The 15228-nt window shown below is 65.6% G+C and carries 12 protein-coding genes; 6 read left to right on the top strand and 6 right to left on the bottom strand.

What is annotated here, in order from left to right; translation table 11 throughout:
- Positions 1-45 precede the first annotated feature (45 nt).
- The 3 genes from ACODT0_RS05390 to ACODT0_RS05380 are packed head-to-tail and all read left to right on the top strand — an operon-like array spanning position 46 to position 2996.
- On the top strand, positions 46-1464 hold the full coding sequence (locus ACODT0_RS05390; protein WP_057590925.1) for a mannose-1-phosphate guanylyltransferase/mannose-6-phosphate isomerase: 1419 nt from the start codon (positions 46-48) through the stop codon (positions 1462-1464).
- A complete protein-coding gene (locus ACODT0_RS05385) occupies positions 1461-2267 on the top strand; it encodes an ABC transporter permease (RefSeq protein ID WP_057590924.1) in 807 nt (268 codons plus the stop codon). The genes ACODT0_RS05390 and ACODT0_RS05385 overlap by 4 nt, the downstream gene beginning before the upstream one ends.
- A 6-nt stretch (positions 2268-2273) precedes the next feature.
- On the top strand, positions 2274-2996 hold the full coding sequence (locus tag ACODT0_RS05380; RefSeq protein ID WP_057590923.1) for an ABC transporter ATP-binding protein: 723 nt from the start codon (positions 2274-2276) through the stop codon (positions 2994-2996).
- 36 nt (positions 2997-3032) lie between these two features.
- Here the strand turns inward: ACODT0_RS05380 and ACODT0_RS05375 are convergent, their stop codons facing one another.
- From ACODT0_RS05375 to ACODT0_RS05360, 4 genes are read right to left on the bottom strand one after another with little or no spacing between them, the layout of a single operon-like run.
- On the bottom strand, positions 3033-5171 hold the full coding sequence (locus ACODT0_RS05375; protein WP_489040796.1) for a glycosyltransferase family 4 protein: 2139 nt from the start codon (positions 5169-5171) through the stop codon (positions 3033-3035).
- Positions 5164-6120, bottom strand: coding sequence for a GDP-L-fucose synthase family protein (locus tag ACODT0_RS05370; protein ID WP_057590922.1), 957 nt, complete (start codon positions 6118-6120; stop codon positions 5164-5166). Before ACODT0_RS05370 ends, ACODT0_RS05375 begins: the two co-directional genes overlap by 8 nt.
- Before the next feature lie 58 nt (positions 6121-6178).
- Positions 6179-7318: a glycosyltransferase gene (locus ACODT0_RS05365; RefSeq protein WP_057598495.1), complete on the bottom strand. Its 1140-nt coding sequence runs from the start codon at positions 7316-7318 to the stop codon at positions 6179-6181.
- Positions 7319-7323: 5 nt separating this feature from the next.
- Positions 7324-9777, bottom strand: a complete 2454-nt coding sequence (locus ACODT0_RS05360) for a glycosyltransferase (protein ID WP_489040795.1) — start codon at positions 9775-9777, stop codon at positions 7324-7326.
- Positions 9778-9920: 143 nt separating this feature from the next.
- Between ACODT0_RS05360 and gmd the strand changes: the two genes are divergently transcribed.
- From gmd to ACODT0_RS05345, 3 genes are all read left to right on the top strand, one after another.
- A complete protein-coding gene (gene gmd, locus ACODT0_RS05355; protein ID WP_057590919.1) occupies positions 9921-10961 on the top strand; it encodes a GDP-mannose 4,6-dehydratase in 1041 nt (346 codons plus the stop codon).
- Between the two features lie 118 nt (positions 10962-11079).
- Entirely contained in the window at positions 11080-12315 is a 1236-nt protein-coding gene (locus tag ACODT0_RS05350; RefSeq protein ID WP_489040794.1) for a glycosyltransferase, read from the top strand.
- Positions 12308-13756 carry a glycosyltransferase family 4 protein gene (locus tag ACODT0_RS05345; protein ID WP_172705328.1) on the top strand — a complete coding sequence of 483 codons (1449 nt, stop codon included), beginning with the start codon at positions 12308-12310 and terminating at the stop codon, positions 13754-13756. Before ACODT0_RS05350 ends, ACODT0_RS05345 begins: the two co-directional genes overlap by 8 nt.
- 18 nt (positions 13757-13774) lie before the next feature.
- Here the strand turns inward: ACODT0_RS05345 and rfbC are convergent, their stop codons facing one another.
- Positions 13775-14323: a dTDP-4-dehydrorhamnose 3,5-epimerase gene (gene rfbC, locus ACODT0_RS05340; RefSeq protein ID WP_057590916.1), complete on the bottom strand. Its 549-nt coding sequence runs from the start codon at positions 14321-14323 to the stop codon at positions 13775-13777.
- Positions 14320-15219 (bottom strand): glucose-1-phosphate thymidylyltransferase RfbA, encoded by a 900-nt coding sequence (gene rfbA / locus ACODT0_RS05335; RefSeq protein WP_261214956.1) that lies wholly within the window; start codon positions 15217-15219, stop codon positions 14320-14322. Before rfbA ends, rfbC begins: the two co-directional genes overlap by 4 nt.
- Positions 15220-15228: the final 9 nt, after the last annotated feature.

Raw genomic sequence — 15228 nt, 5'->3', positions numbered from 1 at the left:
GGGGTCGGTAAAATTATCGCTCCATAAAGAAACAGGGTTCGAAAAATGCGGGTGCTTTCAGTCGTGCTGTCGGGAGGCGCCGGATCGAGACTATGGCCAGCTTCGCGCCAGGCCTTCCCGAAGCCTTTCATGAAGCTCGGGGGCTCGACCCTGCTGCAGCAGGCGATCGAGCGGGGCCAGGCCTGCGGCACGGGCGATCTGATGATCGTGACCAACAAGGATCACTTCTTCCTGACCAAGGACGTGCTCGACGGCATGAGCGATCCGCCGGACACCACCTATCTGCTCGAGCCCAAGGGCCGCAACACCGCGCCGGCGATCGCGCTTGCTGCACTGCAATGCGAACAGCAGTTCGGTGGCGATACGGTGATGCTGGTGCTGTCGGCCGACCACCTCGTCCCCGACGTCGAGGCCTTCGTCGCCAGCGCGAGCGAAGCCTTCCGACTGGCCAACGAGGGCTCGCTGGTGCTGTTCGGCATCGCGCCCACCGCGCCCGAAACCGGCTTCGGCTACGTCGAGGTCGACCGCGTCTCGCGCCAGAGCCAGCCGGTCAAGCGCTTCGTCGAGAAGCCCGACCTCGCCACGGCCCAGGAATATCTGGCAACCGGGCGCTACTACTGGAACAGCGGCATGTTCTGCTTCACCGCCGCCAGCATCCTGGCCGCGTTCGAAAAGCAGGCCCCCGAGGTTCTGCGTGCCGCCCGCAACGCCATGGGCAATGCCACGCGCAACGGCAGCACCCTCGATTTCAACCTGCACACCTTCGGCCTGCAACCCGACATCAGCATCGACTACGCCGTCATGGAGCGGGCCGACAACGTGCACGTGGTGCCCGCCAAGTTCTCCTGGAACGACGTGGGCTCCTGGCCCGCCGTGGCGAGTGCCCATCCGGCGGATGCCAACGGCAACACGCTGCCGGATGACGTCGTGGCCGTGGACACCACCGGCACGCACGTCCAGGTCGAGAGCCATGGCGCCAAGGTGGTGGCCACGCTCGGCGTCCATGACCTCGTGATCGTCGACACGCCCGACGCGCTGCTGGTGGCGCACAAGAACAGCGCGCAGCAGGTCAAGAAGGTCGTGGACCTGCTGAAATCGCGCAAGCACGAGACCGTTCAGCTGCCGGCCACCGTCCATCGTCCCTGGGGCACCTATGCGTCGCTCAAGGAAGAAGACGGCTACAAGGTCAAGCGCATCACGGTCAAGCCGGGCCAGTCGCTTTCGCTGCAATACCACCACCAGCGCGCCGAGCACTGGGTCGTGGTCCAAGGCAAAGGCATCGTGCAGATCGGCGAGGTCGAGCACGAGACCGTGCGCGGCCAATACCGCTACATTCCACTCCAGGAAAAACATCGCCTGACGAACACCGGCCACGAAGAGCTGGTGCTGATCGAAGTGCAGTGCGGGAGCTACCTGGGAGAAGACGACATCGTCCGCCTCGCGGACACCTATGGGCGAGCATGAGCGCAACAGCACATTCGAATCTTCATCGCAACGCGTGGACCGACTGGTGGGAAGGATCCCGCCGCGTCGACATCTGGTGGACCCTGGCCTGGTTCGACATCGTCCTGCGCTATCGCCGCTCGCTGCTCGGACCGATCTGGCTCACGCTGAGCATGGGCGTGATGATCGCGGGCATGGGCCCGCTGTACAGCGCGCTGTTCGGCACCGAGCTGTCGCGCTTCTTCCCCCACCTCGCGCTCGGCGTGATCTTCTGGGGGCTGTTCTCCAGCATCGTCACCGACGCCTGCCACACTTTCGTCAATTCCTCGCACTACCTGAAGCAGGGCTACTTCCCGATCACGCTGTTCGTGTGGCGCAGCCTCGGGCGCAACATCATCCAGTTCGCCCACCAGATCGTGCTGTACGTACCGGTGGCGCTGTGGGCCGGCATTTCGCTGTCGTGGCACGTGCTGCTGTTCTTTCCCGCCTTCCTGCTGCTGCTGGTGAACGCACACGCCATCGGCCTGGTGCTGGGCCTGGTCTGCACGCGCTTTCGCGACATCACGCAGATCGTCACCAGCCTGATGCAGATGCTGATGTTTCTGACGCCGGTGTTCTGGTTGCCCGAGAACCTGCCGGGACGCGCGCGCTACGTGCTGTGGAATCCGCTGGCGCAGATGCTCGACCTGCTGCGCACCCCGCTGATGGGCGGCATGGCCAGCGTGCATGACTGGCTCGGCATCCTGTGCTGGACCGTCGTCAGCATCGTGGGCGCCAGCCTGTTGTTCGTGAAGTACCGACGCCGCGTCGTTTATTGGCTCTGATTGCCCATGGCCCTGATTTCCCTCCAGAACGTCTCCGTCAGCTTCCCGATCTACGGCGCCGGTGCCAGTTCGCTTCGCAACACCCTGGCCGCCTCGGTGACCGGTGGGCGCCTCGGCAAGGAGACCGGCGTGACGGTCGTGCAGGCGTTGCGCGACGTCAGCTTCGAGCTGCGCAGCGGCGACCGGCTCGGGCTCGTCGGCCACAACGGCGCGGGCAAGTCGACCCTGCTGCGCACCCTCGCGGGCGTCTACGAACCGACCTCGGGCTCGTTCACGCGCCAGGGCACCGTCTCCAGCCTGATCGATCCGGTGCTCGGCATCGAGGTCGATGCCACGGGCATCGAGAACATCATGCTGCGCGGCCTCGTGATGGGCATGAGCCGCAAGCAGGTGGACAAGCTGACGCAGGACATCTGCGAGTTCAGCGGCCTCGGCGAGTACGTCAACATGCCGGTGCGCACCTACTCCACCGGCATGCTGATGCGGCTGGCGTTCTCGATCTCGACCAGCATCCAGTCCGACATCCTGCTGATGGACGAATGGCTGTCGGTCGGCGATGCGGAATTCACCGAGAAGGCCGAGAAGCGGATGCGCGAAGTGGTGACCAAATCGGGCATCCTGGTGCTGGCTTCTCATTCGCCCGATCTGATTGCAAAGGAATGCAATCGCGTGATCCACCTCGAGCACGGCCGGATCGTCTCCGAGTCCCGATCCGAGCCCGAGTCCTGAACCGCTCCGCCTGCTCGCGGGCGGACCAGACGATGATCAGCCGGGATGCCGCGCGGGGCCGCGGGCCGCGCGTATTTCTTCCAGCCGCGCGCGTACGCGCCGGCCGCTGGCCTCGAGGGACATGCTCGTTCTGGCGCTCTCGCGTGCACGAGCACCGAGCTCGCGGCCCCATGCCTGGTTCTCGTAGAGCCGGCGCATGAATTGCGCCGCATGCGCTTCCGACGGTTGCGCCCATTTCAGTCCGGCACCGTAGGGCGGTATGGCCTCGTGAAGCGTCACGATCTCATAGGGAACCAGCAGGCTGTTGTCCTCGTCCATGAAATCGACATTGCCTGAAAAGTTCGTGGCGATCACCGGCTTCCCGAGCAGCATCGCCTCGGCCATCGTCAGCCCCAGCCCTTCGCTGCGGTGCAGGGAAACGTAGGCATCGCAGGCATCGATCAGCGCGAGCACGTCCGCCGCGCTGTAGACCTCGTTGATCAGCGTGACGCCGGCTTGCGCAGCCGCGTCGCGCAACTGCTGGAACTGCTGCGGATGGCGCTCGCCCGATGAAGTCTTGAGCACCAGTTCGACCGGCTCGTCGGGCCGGAAGGCCTGCCTGAACGCGCGGATCAAACCCAGCGGATTCTTCCGCTCCATCACGCTCATCATGTGGAAGTTGAAGACGAAGGTGTAGCGATCATCGCTCAGGCCGAAATGTCGGCGGCCGCGTGGCTCGAAGGGAGCCAGCTTCACGCCGGGGAACAGCGTGCGCACGGGCACCGGCAGGCGCTCGCGCAGCCCGCGCGCCACGAACTCGGTGGCGGTCCACACCTCGTCGACGGTTCCGGCCTGCTCGAGCCATGACACGGGAATGGTGTCGAATTCCCAATACCAGTAGGCGATGCGATAGGTGCGCGGTACGCGTTCGCTCAGATTGGCAAGCTCGAAAGCCCGCTCGAAGAAAGGCACCGGCTGGGCATGGATGATGGTGACGTCATGGCACTCCATTCCGTCGAAATCGACATGCCGCGGATCGTCGGTGAAGTCCGTGTGCAGGTCGCGCAGCGAGGCGGGAATGCCGACCGCGGCCAATCCCTGGACCAGGCTTTCGGCGGACACCCTAAGGCCCGAGGGATAGCAGAAGTGCCCCACGATGTTGGCGCCCGGCCGCATGAGCGCCTCGACGGTGGCATCGACGTCCAATTGCCGGCACCAGTTGCGCGGCGCCTCGTCCAGCGGGCCTTCGAGCGATGCGAGCCAGGACAGCCATTCGCGCGCGCGATCCGCCGAGAACAACGCATCCGGGAATGCTTCGCGCCAATCGCCATGCGCCGCATAGCCGATGCGAAGCTGCATGGCGGGCGCCTGCCATTCGGGCCAATGGGCGACATCGAGCCAGTTCCCATCGGCGCCGAATGCCGACCTGAACCAGGCCACGAACCCCTCCCGGCCAAAGACGGTCAGGGCATCGGGGTGCTCCGATTGCCAGGCGGGCGTGAACAGATAGGCACGCGTGAGTTCACGCTGCGGGTCCTGGGCGGCTTCGAGAAAAAGCCACCAGACTTCCTCGAGACTCAGGTTGGCATCGAATCTTGCATGGCGCAGGTACCAGCGCAGCAATTCGGCATTGCCGGTCGGCAACAAGCCGTCGGGCAATTCGGCGCGCGCGGGAAAATCGACGAGCAGGTATTGACGCGCGCGGCTCGCGAAGTCCGACCGCAGCAACTGCTGCAATTGCGCCAGCGCGGCGGGAGACAGGCCGAATCCTCGACCATCCGATTCACCCAAGGAAGCGAGGAAGGACGACGCATCCGCGGAAAAGGCGCGCGGAAATCGCTGTCGCAGCTGATCGTCTTCACGCCACAGGCCGATGCAGAAGCGCGCCGCCGATGGCAGATCGACCACCTCGCTCGCCGAGACCGGCGGCCAGAAAATCGAATCCAACGGCAGGTCGACGCGGCGTGCGACGGCCTCGTTGTCGAAGAGATCGACCGGTTCGATGAAAGCGGCCGATGCGCCGCGTTCGGTCGTGCGCGCAAGCAACCGGGCGAGTTCGAGCTCGCGAAGCTCGGCGGCCGCGCGCGCGCGCATGAAGCGCACGCGCTCCGGCCAGCGCCAGGGCGTGACGAGCCACCATGCTCCCCGGGCGGCCCAGAGGGCGCTGCGTTTCAGCGAGCCCTGCGGCTTACCCATGCCGCTGCAGGAAATCAGCGTACGCTGCCTGCAGACCGGTCTCCAGCGATGTCTTCGCGGTCCAGCCCAGCGCGGCCATGCGTTGGACGTCGAGCAGCTTGCGCGGCGTGCCATCGGGCTTGCTCGCATCGAAGCGCAATTCCCCCGTATAGCCCACGGCCTGCTTCACGCGCTCGGCCACCTCGCGGATCGTGACGTCGGTGCCGACGCCGACATTGATCAGCGGCGTCACATCGGCACGCGTCAACTCGGCAAATCGATCCTGCGGCAAGGTCAGCAGGAAGAGGATCGCCTCGCCCAGGTCCGACGAGTACATGAATTCCCGGCGCGGATTTCCCGAGCCCCACACCATCACCGACGGATCGTTGCGCAGCTTGGCTTCGTGAAAGCGCCGGATCAACGCGGGAAGCACATGAGAATGTTCCGGGTGGTAGTTGTCGCCGGGGCCATACATGTTGGTGGGCATCAGCGCGAGATAGCGGGTCCCGTATTGCCGATTGAATGCCCAGCACGATTCGACGCCGGCAATCTTCGCGAGCGCATACGGACGGTTGGTGGCTTCGAGCGGTCCGGTCAACAGATAGTCCTCGCGAATCGGCTGCGGACAGTCCCGCGGATAGATGCAGGAGGAACCGAGAAAGATCATCCGCTCGATCTGCGCTTCGTGCGCCGCGTCGAACACGTTCAATTGAATGCGCAGATTCTTGTGCAGGAAGTCGACCGGGAAGTTCGAATTGGCCAGAATGCCGCCGACCTTGGCCGCGCTCATCACCACATGGGTGGGGCGCTCGCGCAGAAAGAAATCGCGTGTGGCAGCCCGGTCCTCGAGATCGAGTTGGGCATGGGTGGCTGTCACCAGTTCGATGTCGGGGCGATCGGCGAGTGCCTTCAGCGTGGCGGATCCGACCAGACCGCTGTGTCCGGCGACGAAGACTTTTCTTGTTGTCATGGCAATGGGTTCTCCAGGTTTCTGGATTGGAGGGTACCTGGAATCGAGGTCTGGGGTTTTAGCGCGATACGAGTCGCCGCATCCATTGCAACAGAGGATGCCAGAGCGAGCGCGTCTTTCTGAAAAAAGCGTAACCAGCCACGCGACGCAACCTGGTTGCGATCTTGCGCGACATCACATCCACCTTCACCGCGCCGGCCGCGGCGGCACCCTGGACATGAACGGAAGGATGCTGGTACTTGCCGGCATAGAGGCCCTCGCTCGGCGCCAGAATGAAACGAATCAGCGCTTCCTCGGCCTCTTCCCATTGCACGCGGCCGGCTCGCGCGCTTTCCCAGCCGCGCGCGCCCAAGACATGCACTTGCGAGAAATCCAGCGGCTGCAATGCATCGAGTTCGTAGAGCAGGCCATTGAAGCCCGGCAGGATGTATTCGTTCATCGTGCCCTGATTCGGCGCGACCACGCATTGACCGCGCCCCATCGCTTCGAGGAACGCCTGCCCGATCCCCTCGTCGAGGCGGGACGCGAAGAAGACATTGGCTCGATCCAGCACGGCCTCGAGATCCTTCTTGTCCTCGAACCAGGTGGAGGTGGTGATGCGATGCCGCGCGATGTCTTCCTCGGGCGGCATTTCGGACGGCGGCGATCCCGGATCGCCGGCCAGGTGCAGGTGCATCGAATCGAAGCGCGCCGTTCCGATCAGGCGCCGGATCGAGTCCCAGGGCAGCTGCGATTGCCGGCGCACCCAGAAGAAGCCGTGCAATCCCTCCGACGGCGCCACGGGAGGGCGCGTCGGCTGGTAGTAGCGGACGAAGTGGCTGGCGATGCCGAAACTCTTCGTCAGGCCGTGCAATGCCGTGGAGAAGTTCAGCACCTTCGAACCCTGGAACGGCTCCCAGAATTCCGAGAGGGGCGTCACCGGTCCCTGCCACAAGGCGAACTGGTCCAGCATGGGAACGTAGATCACGTTGGGATGCACGTGCCGGAAATGCCTGGCGGGCGGCGTGCAATAGGACTGGAACATGATGACCACGTCATATCCCTGCACGTCGGACCAGGGCACCGGCGCGCCCCCGCGCCAGGCCTCGTCCCAGAAGCGGTCGACCACATGCCCGCGACGCTGCAGGATCTCGACGAGGAAACCCGTCGACAGCGTCGAGCGGTGGTACGAATGGTCCACATAGGCGATGCGCGCCATCTCGTTCACCTCCGGAGCCGGGCGTAGCAACGGACCGCCACGTTGTAGAGGAACGGAGAACGATGCAGCAGCCCCTTGGCCAGGTCCTTCGCGGAACGGCGGATGGAAGGCACCGCGTTCGGCGCGATGGGCACGGCCGCCGGGGTGTCCTTGGGATGCTGCAGCGTGACCATGGCCGCCCAGGCCACCGCCGTCTGGAAATCGGGGCGGTCGACGTGGTCCGCGAAGACGCGCCGCAGGAAGAGCGTCAACGACTCGCTTCTCGGCACCGGCTCATCGGGCAACTGATGCTCGAAACCGAAGTAGCCGTCGTAGAGACCGCGCACCTCTTCGCGCGTCAGGAACGGAAAGCGGTCGCTGACCACGCGCAGGCAGTCCCGGCTGTGTCCCACGGCATCGCCCGAGGTTCCGCCCAGCGAATAATGGATCGCGACCTCCTGGGTGTAGACGAAGCGGATGCCCGCATCGAGGCTGGTCATGATCCACTTGAAGTCCGCCGCGATCTTGTAACTGGCGTCGTAAGGCCCCGAATGCTCGTAGGCCGAGGGCGTGGCATAGATGCCGTTGTGGCAATCGCTGGCGCAAGTGAAATAGCTGCCGGGATGGACGAAAGCCGGCGGCCATTCGACGACCGGCTTGCCACCGACTTCATGCACCAGGGCGCCCGTGAACAGCAGCGTCGGAGCGTCCATCAGGCCTCGCATGCGATGCACGGCGATCTCCGCCGAATGCGGCTCGAGCCAGTCGTCGGAATTGAGGATGCAGATCAATTGCCCGCGCGCCAGCGGCACCGCCTTGTTGATGGCGTCGTAGAGTCCGCGGTCCGGTTCGGAGACGAAGTAGTCCAATCGCTCGGCATGGCGCAGGATCAGGTCCACCGTGCCGTCCGTGGATGCACCGTCGAGCACGATGTGCTCCACGTTGCGATAGGTCTGGCGCTGCACGCTCTCGATGGCCCGTTCCAGTGTTGCAACGTTGTTGCGCACCACGGTCACGTAGCTGATCAGGGGTTCGTCCGGCGTGCCGGACTTCAGGACACCGCGTGTGCGCAGGCCGCCTTCGACGCGCCCCGCCGCCCCGGAGGCCGCGAGCGTGTCGCGCCACAGGGGCCATTCCCGGCCCGGCGCCTCGAGGGTGCTCAAGGGGATGCCGAAGTCCGGCCCCTGGGCGCCGTTCTCGTAGGCCAGGTAGGTGGCGAGGGGGGACGGCCCTTGCTCGAGCACCGGCGCGCGGCCCTCGCGCACCGGGCCGGTCTGCCGTTGCCACAGGAGGGACGAGGGCCAGACCCGGTAGCGCTCGCAGGCATCCAGCAGCACCGCCGTCACGCGCTCGATGCAATGCGCGCGATCGAAGGTGCGCGCACGCCGCAGCGCGCTCGCCGCCGCAGCTTGCCGCGCCTCCGGCGAGACCGCGAACTGCGCGATCGCGCGAGCCGCGGCGTCGACATCGCGGGCCTCCACCAGCACGCCGGCATCGGCCACCGTTTCCGCAAAGGCCGCATCGCCAGCGCACACGACGGGCGTGCCGCACGCCATCGCCTCGAGCGGTGCCAGGCCAGCGCCCGCGCCTTGCAAGAGGTCGACAAAGCACAGGGCGTCGCCATAGAGCGCGGCCAGATCCGCGTTCTCGATCCGTGCTGCCGGCACGACGAGGATTCGCGCCCGCCGCTCGCCGGCGGAAGCGAGCGCGGCCCCGATGGCCGAGGACTGCTCGTCCGGATCGGCCACGAGCACCAGGTGGAGATCGCTCGCGGACGCATGGTCGGCCGCCTGCAGGAATGCGCGCACCAGTCGATCGAGCACCTCGGAGGGCTGCGCCGATGCACTCGCCACCACATAGGGCACGGCCGCGGGAACGCCATGTTTCGAGCGCGCAGCAGCCCGGCGCGCGGCATCCTCGCAGGGCTCGAACCAGGCACTCACCGCCGGCGGTATGACCGCGACCTGGGCGGGACTGAGATCCGGCCGGAAACGCAGCAATTGCCGCCGCGCGAATTCCGACAAGGTGAATACCAATGAGCGCTGATCGAGGCTCGATACCAGATCGTGAGCGCTTTTTGCTACGGCCGGAGAAAAGAGTTCGGGCCGTGCGATTGCAATCAAGTCGTAAATGACGTGAGCATGCACAACGGTGCGATCCTCGCGCCAGCCCTGCGATTCCGGCCGAAAGAACGACAGTGCAATATCGGTCTTCCTGGAGGGAAGTGCCTCGATCGGCTGCAGCGAAGCAACGAATCCGGCAGAGCGAAGACGCGCATCCGCATCTGCCACGCGCATCGCATCCGCCATGAATTGCACGGCCAATTGCGGCGACCGGGCCAAGCCCTCGCAAAGTCTCTCGCACACCCGGTACGCGTCGGTCTTCCCCCCCTCGGTCAGGACATCCAGGTCCAGCGCGAGCCGCGGTTTTTGTTCAGTCATTCTTGGAATTTCGGCCACCCTGAGCGGCAGCGATTGCACGATGACAAATTCTAGGTCAGGCCGATCCGGACTTTCCTGACGGCGAGTCCGCACCGGTTCCGGCGGCCGGAGCGCACTGGCAGTTGGGGCACAATTGAGTGTTCCGGGCCAACAAGGCGCCGCTTCGTTTCGAGAGGATATTCATGACAAAAAAGCGCGCGGTCGTCACGGGCGTCACAGGGCAGGACGGGGCCTATCTGGCCGAGTTGCTGCTGAACAAAGGCTACGTGGTCTACGGCACCTATCGCCGAACCAGCTCGGTGAACTTCTGGCGCATCGAGGAACTGGGCATTCAGGACCATCCCGACCTCCACCTCGTCGAATACGACCTGACCGACCTCGGCAATTCGCTGATGCTGATGAAGGAAACCGCACCCGACGAGGTCTACAACCTCGCGGCGCAAAGTTTCGTGGGCGTGAGCTTCAACCAGCCCGATGCCACGGCGCAGATCACGGGCATGGGTGCGCTGCACCTGCTCGAGGCGATCCGCCTGACCAATCCAGGCATCCGCTTCTACCAGGCATCCACCTCGGAGATGTTCGGCAAGGTGCAGGCCATTCCGCAGGTCGAGGACACGCCGTTCTATCCGCGCAGCCCCTATGGCGTCGCCAAGCTCTTCGCGCACTGGATGACGATCAATTACCGGGAAAGCTACGACATATTCGGTTGCAGCGGGATCCTGTTCAACCACGAAAGTCCGTTGCGCGGTCGTGAGTTCGTGACGCGCAAGATCACCGACGGCGTGGCCAAGATCAAGCTCGGCAAGGCCGATGTGCTCGAGCTCGGGAACCTGGGCGCCAAGCGCGACTGGGGTTTCGCCAAGGAGTACGTCGAAGGCATGTGGATGATGTTGCAGGCCGACACGCCCGACAACTTCGTGCTGGCCACGAACCGGACCGAGACCGTTCGCCAGTTCGTCGACATGGCGTTCAAGGCGGCGGGCTATGAATTGCGCTTCGAAGGCGAGGAACAGCACGAGGTCGGCATCGACATCCAGTCGGGCAAGACGCTGGTGCGCGTGAATCCGAAGTTCTATCGCCCGGCCGAAGTCGACCTGCTGATCGGCAATCCGGCGCGCGCCAAGGAAAAGCTCGGATGGGCGCCGCGGACCACGCTCGAACAGCTGTGCACGATGATGGTGGAAGCGGATCTGCGGCGCAACGCCGAAGGCAAGTCCTTCTGATTCCCGCGCGGGCCGCACCGCCGGAGTGCGCCCGCTTCATCCGATCGTCCGGGGCGGACCGCTGACCCGCCCGCCGCAAGGGCAGTCCATGCCGTCGTCGCCAGGAGCCATTGCCTTCATGTCCGCAGCCAAAGTCCTCATCATTGCCACCTTCCCGATCATCGAGCCCCGGCACGGCGGGCAGCTCAGGACGCGGCACATCTACGAGGCGTACAGGAAGGCCGGCATCGAGGTGGACTATGTCGGCTTCTTTCCCGAGGGCTCCTACCCGCGGCATGCGACGACGGACATCGTGCTGCCCGGCACCCTGGGCGGCCGGCCGCTGGAAGAGTGCGAGCACGTCGTCTACGACCATCTCTGGGGACTGCACATCGCCACCACCCGGCAGGCCCGCGATGCACTGCTTCGCGTGCTGCGCAGCAAGCCCTACGACTTCATCCAGATCGACCACCTCTATCTGTGGCCACTGGTGCGCGCCTGCCTGGCCGAACTCGGGCCGCAGGAGCATCGCCCCCGGATCGTCCACTCGGCGCACAACATCGAGCACGCGATGAAGCGGCAGATCCTCGCGCAGTCGGGGGCGACCGAGGCGCTGGTCGCGCAGCATGGCGAGGACATCCTCGCGCTGGAGCGCGAGATCACGCTGGAAGCGGAGATCGTCTTCGCTGTCACCGCCGCCGACCAGGCCTATCTCAACGAGCTCGGCCAGCGCGAAGACGCCGTTCTCGCGCCCAACGGTACTTCGCCACCGGACGCCTCGCCCGACGCGATCGAGACGTGGAAGCGCGCCCTGCCGCGGGAACCGTTCGCGGTCTTCGTGAGCAGTGCGCACCCGCCCAACGCGGTGGGATTCTTTTCGGTTTTCAGCCAGTCGCTGGCCTTCCTCCCACCGGACCGCAAGCTCGTCATCGCGGGGGGCGTCACGAGCCTGCTCGAGAAGCATCGCGAGTACAGGCGCTGGGCCGGCATCAACGACGACCGCACGCTGCGCCTCGGCATCGTCGACGACGCGGGCATCGTGGCGCTGCGCCGCCTCGGCCACGTCTACATCCTGCCGATCACGGCCGGCGGCGGATCCAACATCAAGACGGCCGAAGCACTGTTGACCGGCGCCTACGTGATCGGGACCTCGACGGCGTTCCGCGGCTTCGAGGACTTCATCGGAGACCCCGGCGTTTTCGTCGAGGACGATCCGCATGCGTTCCGCGCCCGGCTGTTCGAGCTGCTGCACCGCGAACGCCTCGCCATCGGCGAGGCCGTGCTGAACCACCGACGACGACTGCTCTGGGAGTCGACACTCGCACCGATGCCCACCCACCTCCTCGCCACCTTCGCACGCCATGCCCATGCTTGAGCGACGCACCCTCTGGCTCGACTTCACCACCTCGCTCCACTGGACGCGCGCGCCCGTGGGCATCGTCCGGATGGAGCAGGAATGCTGCCGCTGGATGCTGACCAAATGGCCGGACCGGGTGCGGCTGTGCGTCTTCGACTGGGGCAAGGAGCAGTTCTTCGAGATGCCGCAGAGCGAGGCCTGGGCCATCCTGAATCGCGCCTCCGACGAGCAGGCCGCGGCGACCCGCAAGGCCTCGCAACCGGCGGCACCCGAAGCCGCATCGGGGCCACCGCCGGTGCGCCTGGCACGGCGGCTGGAACGGCTTCTGCGCAAGGCGGTGCTGGGCACCTTGAGCGCGCTGCCCGCCAGATACGAGTCGGGCGTGCGGCGCCGCATGATCGCGGTGCGCCGCACATTGGCCTTCGCGTATCACGAATGGAAGGCGGCACGACTGGTGCCGCTGGTTGCCGCCGAGGGTCCCGCGGGACTCGTGCCGGCGCAGGGCGCGGGCCCGAGCTCGCCCGGCTTGTTCCAGCCGGGCGACTTCTATCTCACGATGGGCCTGGACTGGGACCACGGCAACAAGATGGCCTGCCTCTATCGCGAGAAGAAGCGCAGCGCCTTCAAGGTCGTCAACGTCATCCACGACATCATTCCGGTCCTGTTCCCGCACTTCTACCAGGCTGGCAAGGCCCAGTTCTTCGCGAGCTTCTACGCGACGATGGCCTGGGCCTCGGACCATATCCTGTGCAATTCCCAATGCACGGCCCGGGACCTGAAGGCACTGCTGCGCGAGATCGAAACGCCGATGCCGCCGATGACGGTGATCCGCGAGGGCGACACGCTGCCGAAGGTCGTGGGAGAGGAACACTATTCGAGCGCCGTTCGAAAGCTCGCCGGCGAACGCTTCCTCCTGTTCGTCTCCACCGTCGAGATCCGGAAGAACCACGAAACGCTCTACCGGGCCTACCTGCGCCTGCTCGAATCGGGCTTCGACGCACCGAAGCTGGTGTTCGTCGGCATGCAGGGCTGGCGGGTCGACGACTTCATGGCCTCGCTGCAGCAGGACCTGCGGGTCGAGGACAGGATCGTGATCCTGAACAACGTCACCGATGTCGAGCTGAACCTGCTCTACCAGCGTTGCCTGTTCACCCTCTATCCATCGCTGTACGAAGGCTGGGGCCTGCCGGTCGCCGAGAGCCTGGCGCACGGCAAGTTCTGCCTCGCGTCGCACGCAGCCTCGGTGCCCGAGATCGCGGGCGACATCATCGACTATGCGGACCCGTGGAACGTGCCGGAGTGGGCCGAGAAGATTCGTCACTACTGCGCCGATTCCGCGGCGCTGGAAGCGCGGGAAAAGCTGATCGCCACCCAGTACCGGATCACCTCGTGGGAGGTGACCGCGGACCAGATCATGGAAGTCGTCGACGGCTACGCGCCGCCGGGCGCCAGCGCCTGAGTCCAGCGGGCGAAGTCGTCAGGCGAACAGTTCGGCGCCGTCCAGGGTCGACGCCGCGCGGTCCTTGTCCGACAAGGTGAAGGCCGCGCCGAGTTCGGGCCAGGCGATGGCCAGGCTCGGATCGTCCCAGCGGATCGCCCGCTCATGCACCGGCGCGTAATAGTCGGTCGTCTTGTAGAGAAACTCCGCCGTCTCCGTCAGCACCAGGAAGCCGTGCGCGAACCCCGCGGGCACCCACAGCTGCTTGTGGTTGTGCTCGCTGAGCTCCTCGCCCACCCACCGGCCGAAGGTCGGCGACGAGCGGCGGATGTCCACCGCCACGTCGAACACCGCGCCGCGCACGCAGCGCACCAGCTTGCCCTGCGGCTGCTGGATCTGGTAGTGCAGGCCGCGCAGCACGCCCCTGGCCGAGCGCGAATGGTTGTCCTGCACGAACTCGACATGGCGCCCCACGGCCTCGTCGAAGGCCTTGCCGTTGAAGCTCTCGAAGAAGAAGCCGCGCGCGTCGCCGAACACCTTCGGCTCGATGACGAGAACGTCGGGAATCGCGGTAGGGGTGACTTTCACGAACGCACCTCGTCCTTCAGCAGGCGTTGCAGGTACTTGCCATAGCCGCTCTTGGCGAGCGGCGCGGCGAGCTTCTCGAGCTGCGCGGCATCGATGAAGCCGTTGCGCCAGGCGATCTCCTCGGGGCAGGCGATCTTCAGGCCCTGACGGTGCTCGAGCGTGGCGATGAACTGGCCCGCCTCGAGCAGGCTCTCGTGCGTGCCGGTGTCGAGCCACGCATAGCCGCGCTGCATGATCTGCACGTTGAGCTGGCCGAGGTCGAGGTAGGCCTGGTTGACCGCGGTGATCTCGAGCTCGCCGCGCGCGCTGGGCTTGACGGCCTTGGCGATGTCGACGACCTGGTTGTCGTAGAAGTAGAGGCCCGTCACGGCGTAGCTGCTCTTGGGTTCGAGCGGCTTCTCCTCGATGCTGCTGGCCTTGCCCTGCGCATCGAAGGCCACCACGCCGTAGCGCTCGGGGTCGTGCACGTGGTAGGCGAAGACGGTCGCGCCCTTGGCCTGCGCATCGGCATCGGACAGCAGGTGCACGAAGTCGTGGCCGTAGTAGATGTTGTCGCCGAGCACCAGCGCGCTCGGCGAATTGCCGACGAACCTGTCGCCGATGATGAAGGCCTGCGCGAGCCCGTCGGGACTGGGCTGCACGGCATACTGCAGGTTCAGGCCCCACTGGCTGCCGTCGCCCAGCAGTTGCTGGAAGCGCGGCGTGTCCTGCGGCGTGCTGATGACGAGGATGTCGCGCATGCCGCCGAGCATCAGCGTGCTCAGCGGGTAATAGATCATGGGCTTGTCGTACACCGGCAGCAGCTGCTTGCTGATCGCGAGCGTGGCCGGATGCAACCGCGTGCCCGAGCCGCCGGCCAGGATGATGCCCTTGCGCTGCGTCGTCTGGATGGTCATCGTTGGTGT

Source organism: Variovorax sp. FG153 (assembly GCF_057809595.1).
The sequence above is the reverse complement of the archived record's forward strand: the minus strand, read 5'-3'. Positions and strand labels throughout refer to the sequence as shown.

Bases quoted from the DNA above. Each gene is read 5' to 3' on its own strand.
- ACODT0_RS05390 (WP_057590925.1), top strand. From the start codon at position 46: ATGCGGGTGCTTTCAGTCGTGCTGTCGGGAGGCGCCGGATCGAGACTA.
- ACODT0_RS05385 (WP_057590924.1), top strand. From the start codon at position 1,461: ATGAGCGCAACAGCACATTCGAATCTTCATCGCAACGCGTGGACCGAC.
- ACODT0_RS05380 (WP_057590923.1), top strand. From the start codon at position 2,274: ATGGCCCTGATTTCCCTCCAGAACGTCTCCGTCAGCTTCCCGATCTAC.
- ACODT0_RS05375 (WP_489040796.1), bottom strand. From the start codon at position 5,171: ATGGGTAAGCCGCAGGGCTCGCTGAAACGCAGCGCCCTCTGGGCCGCC.
- ACODT0_RS05370 (WP_057590922.1), bottom strand. From the start codon at position 6,120: ATGACAACAAGAAAAGTCTTCGTCGCCGGACACAGCGGTCTGGTCGGA.
- ACODT0_RS05365 (WP_057598495.1), bottom strand. From the start codon at position 7,318: ATGGCGCGCATCGCCTATGTGGACCATTCGTACCACCGCTCGACGCTG.
- gmd (WP_057590919.1), top strand. From the start codon at position 9,921: ATGACAAAAAAGCGCGCGGTCGTCACGGGCGTCACAGGGCAGGACGGG.
- ACODT0_RS05350 (WP_489040794.1), top strand. From the start codon at position 11,080: ATGTCCGCAGCCAAAGTCCTCATCATTGCCACCTTCCCGATCATCGAG.
- ACODT0_RS05345 (WP_172705328.1), top strand. From the start codon at position 12,308: ATGCTTGAGCGACGCACCCTCTGGCTCGACTTCACCACCTCGCTCCAC.
- rfbA (WP_261214956.1), bottom strand. From the start codon at position 15,219: ATGACCATCCAGACGACGCAGCGCAAGGGCATCATCCTGGCCGGCGGC.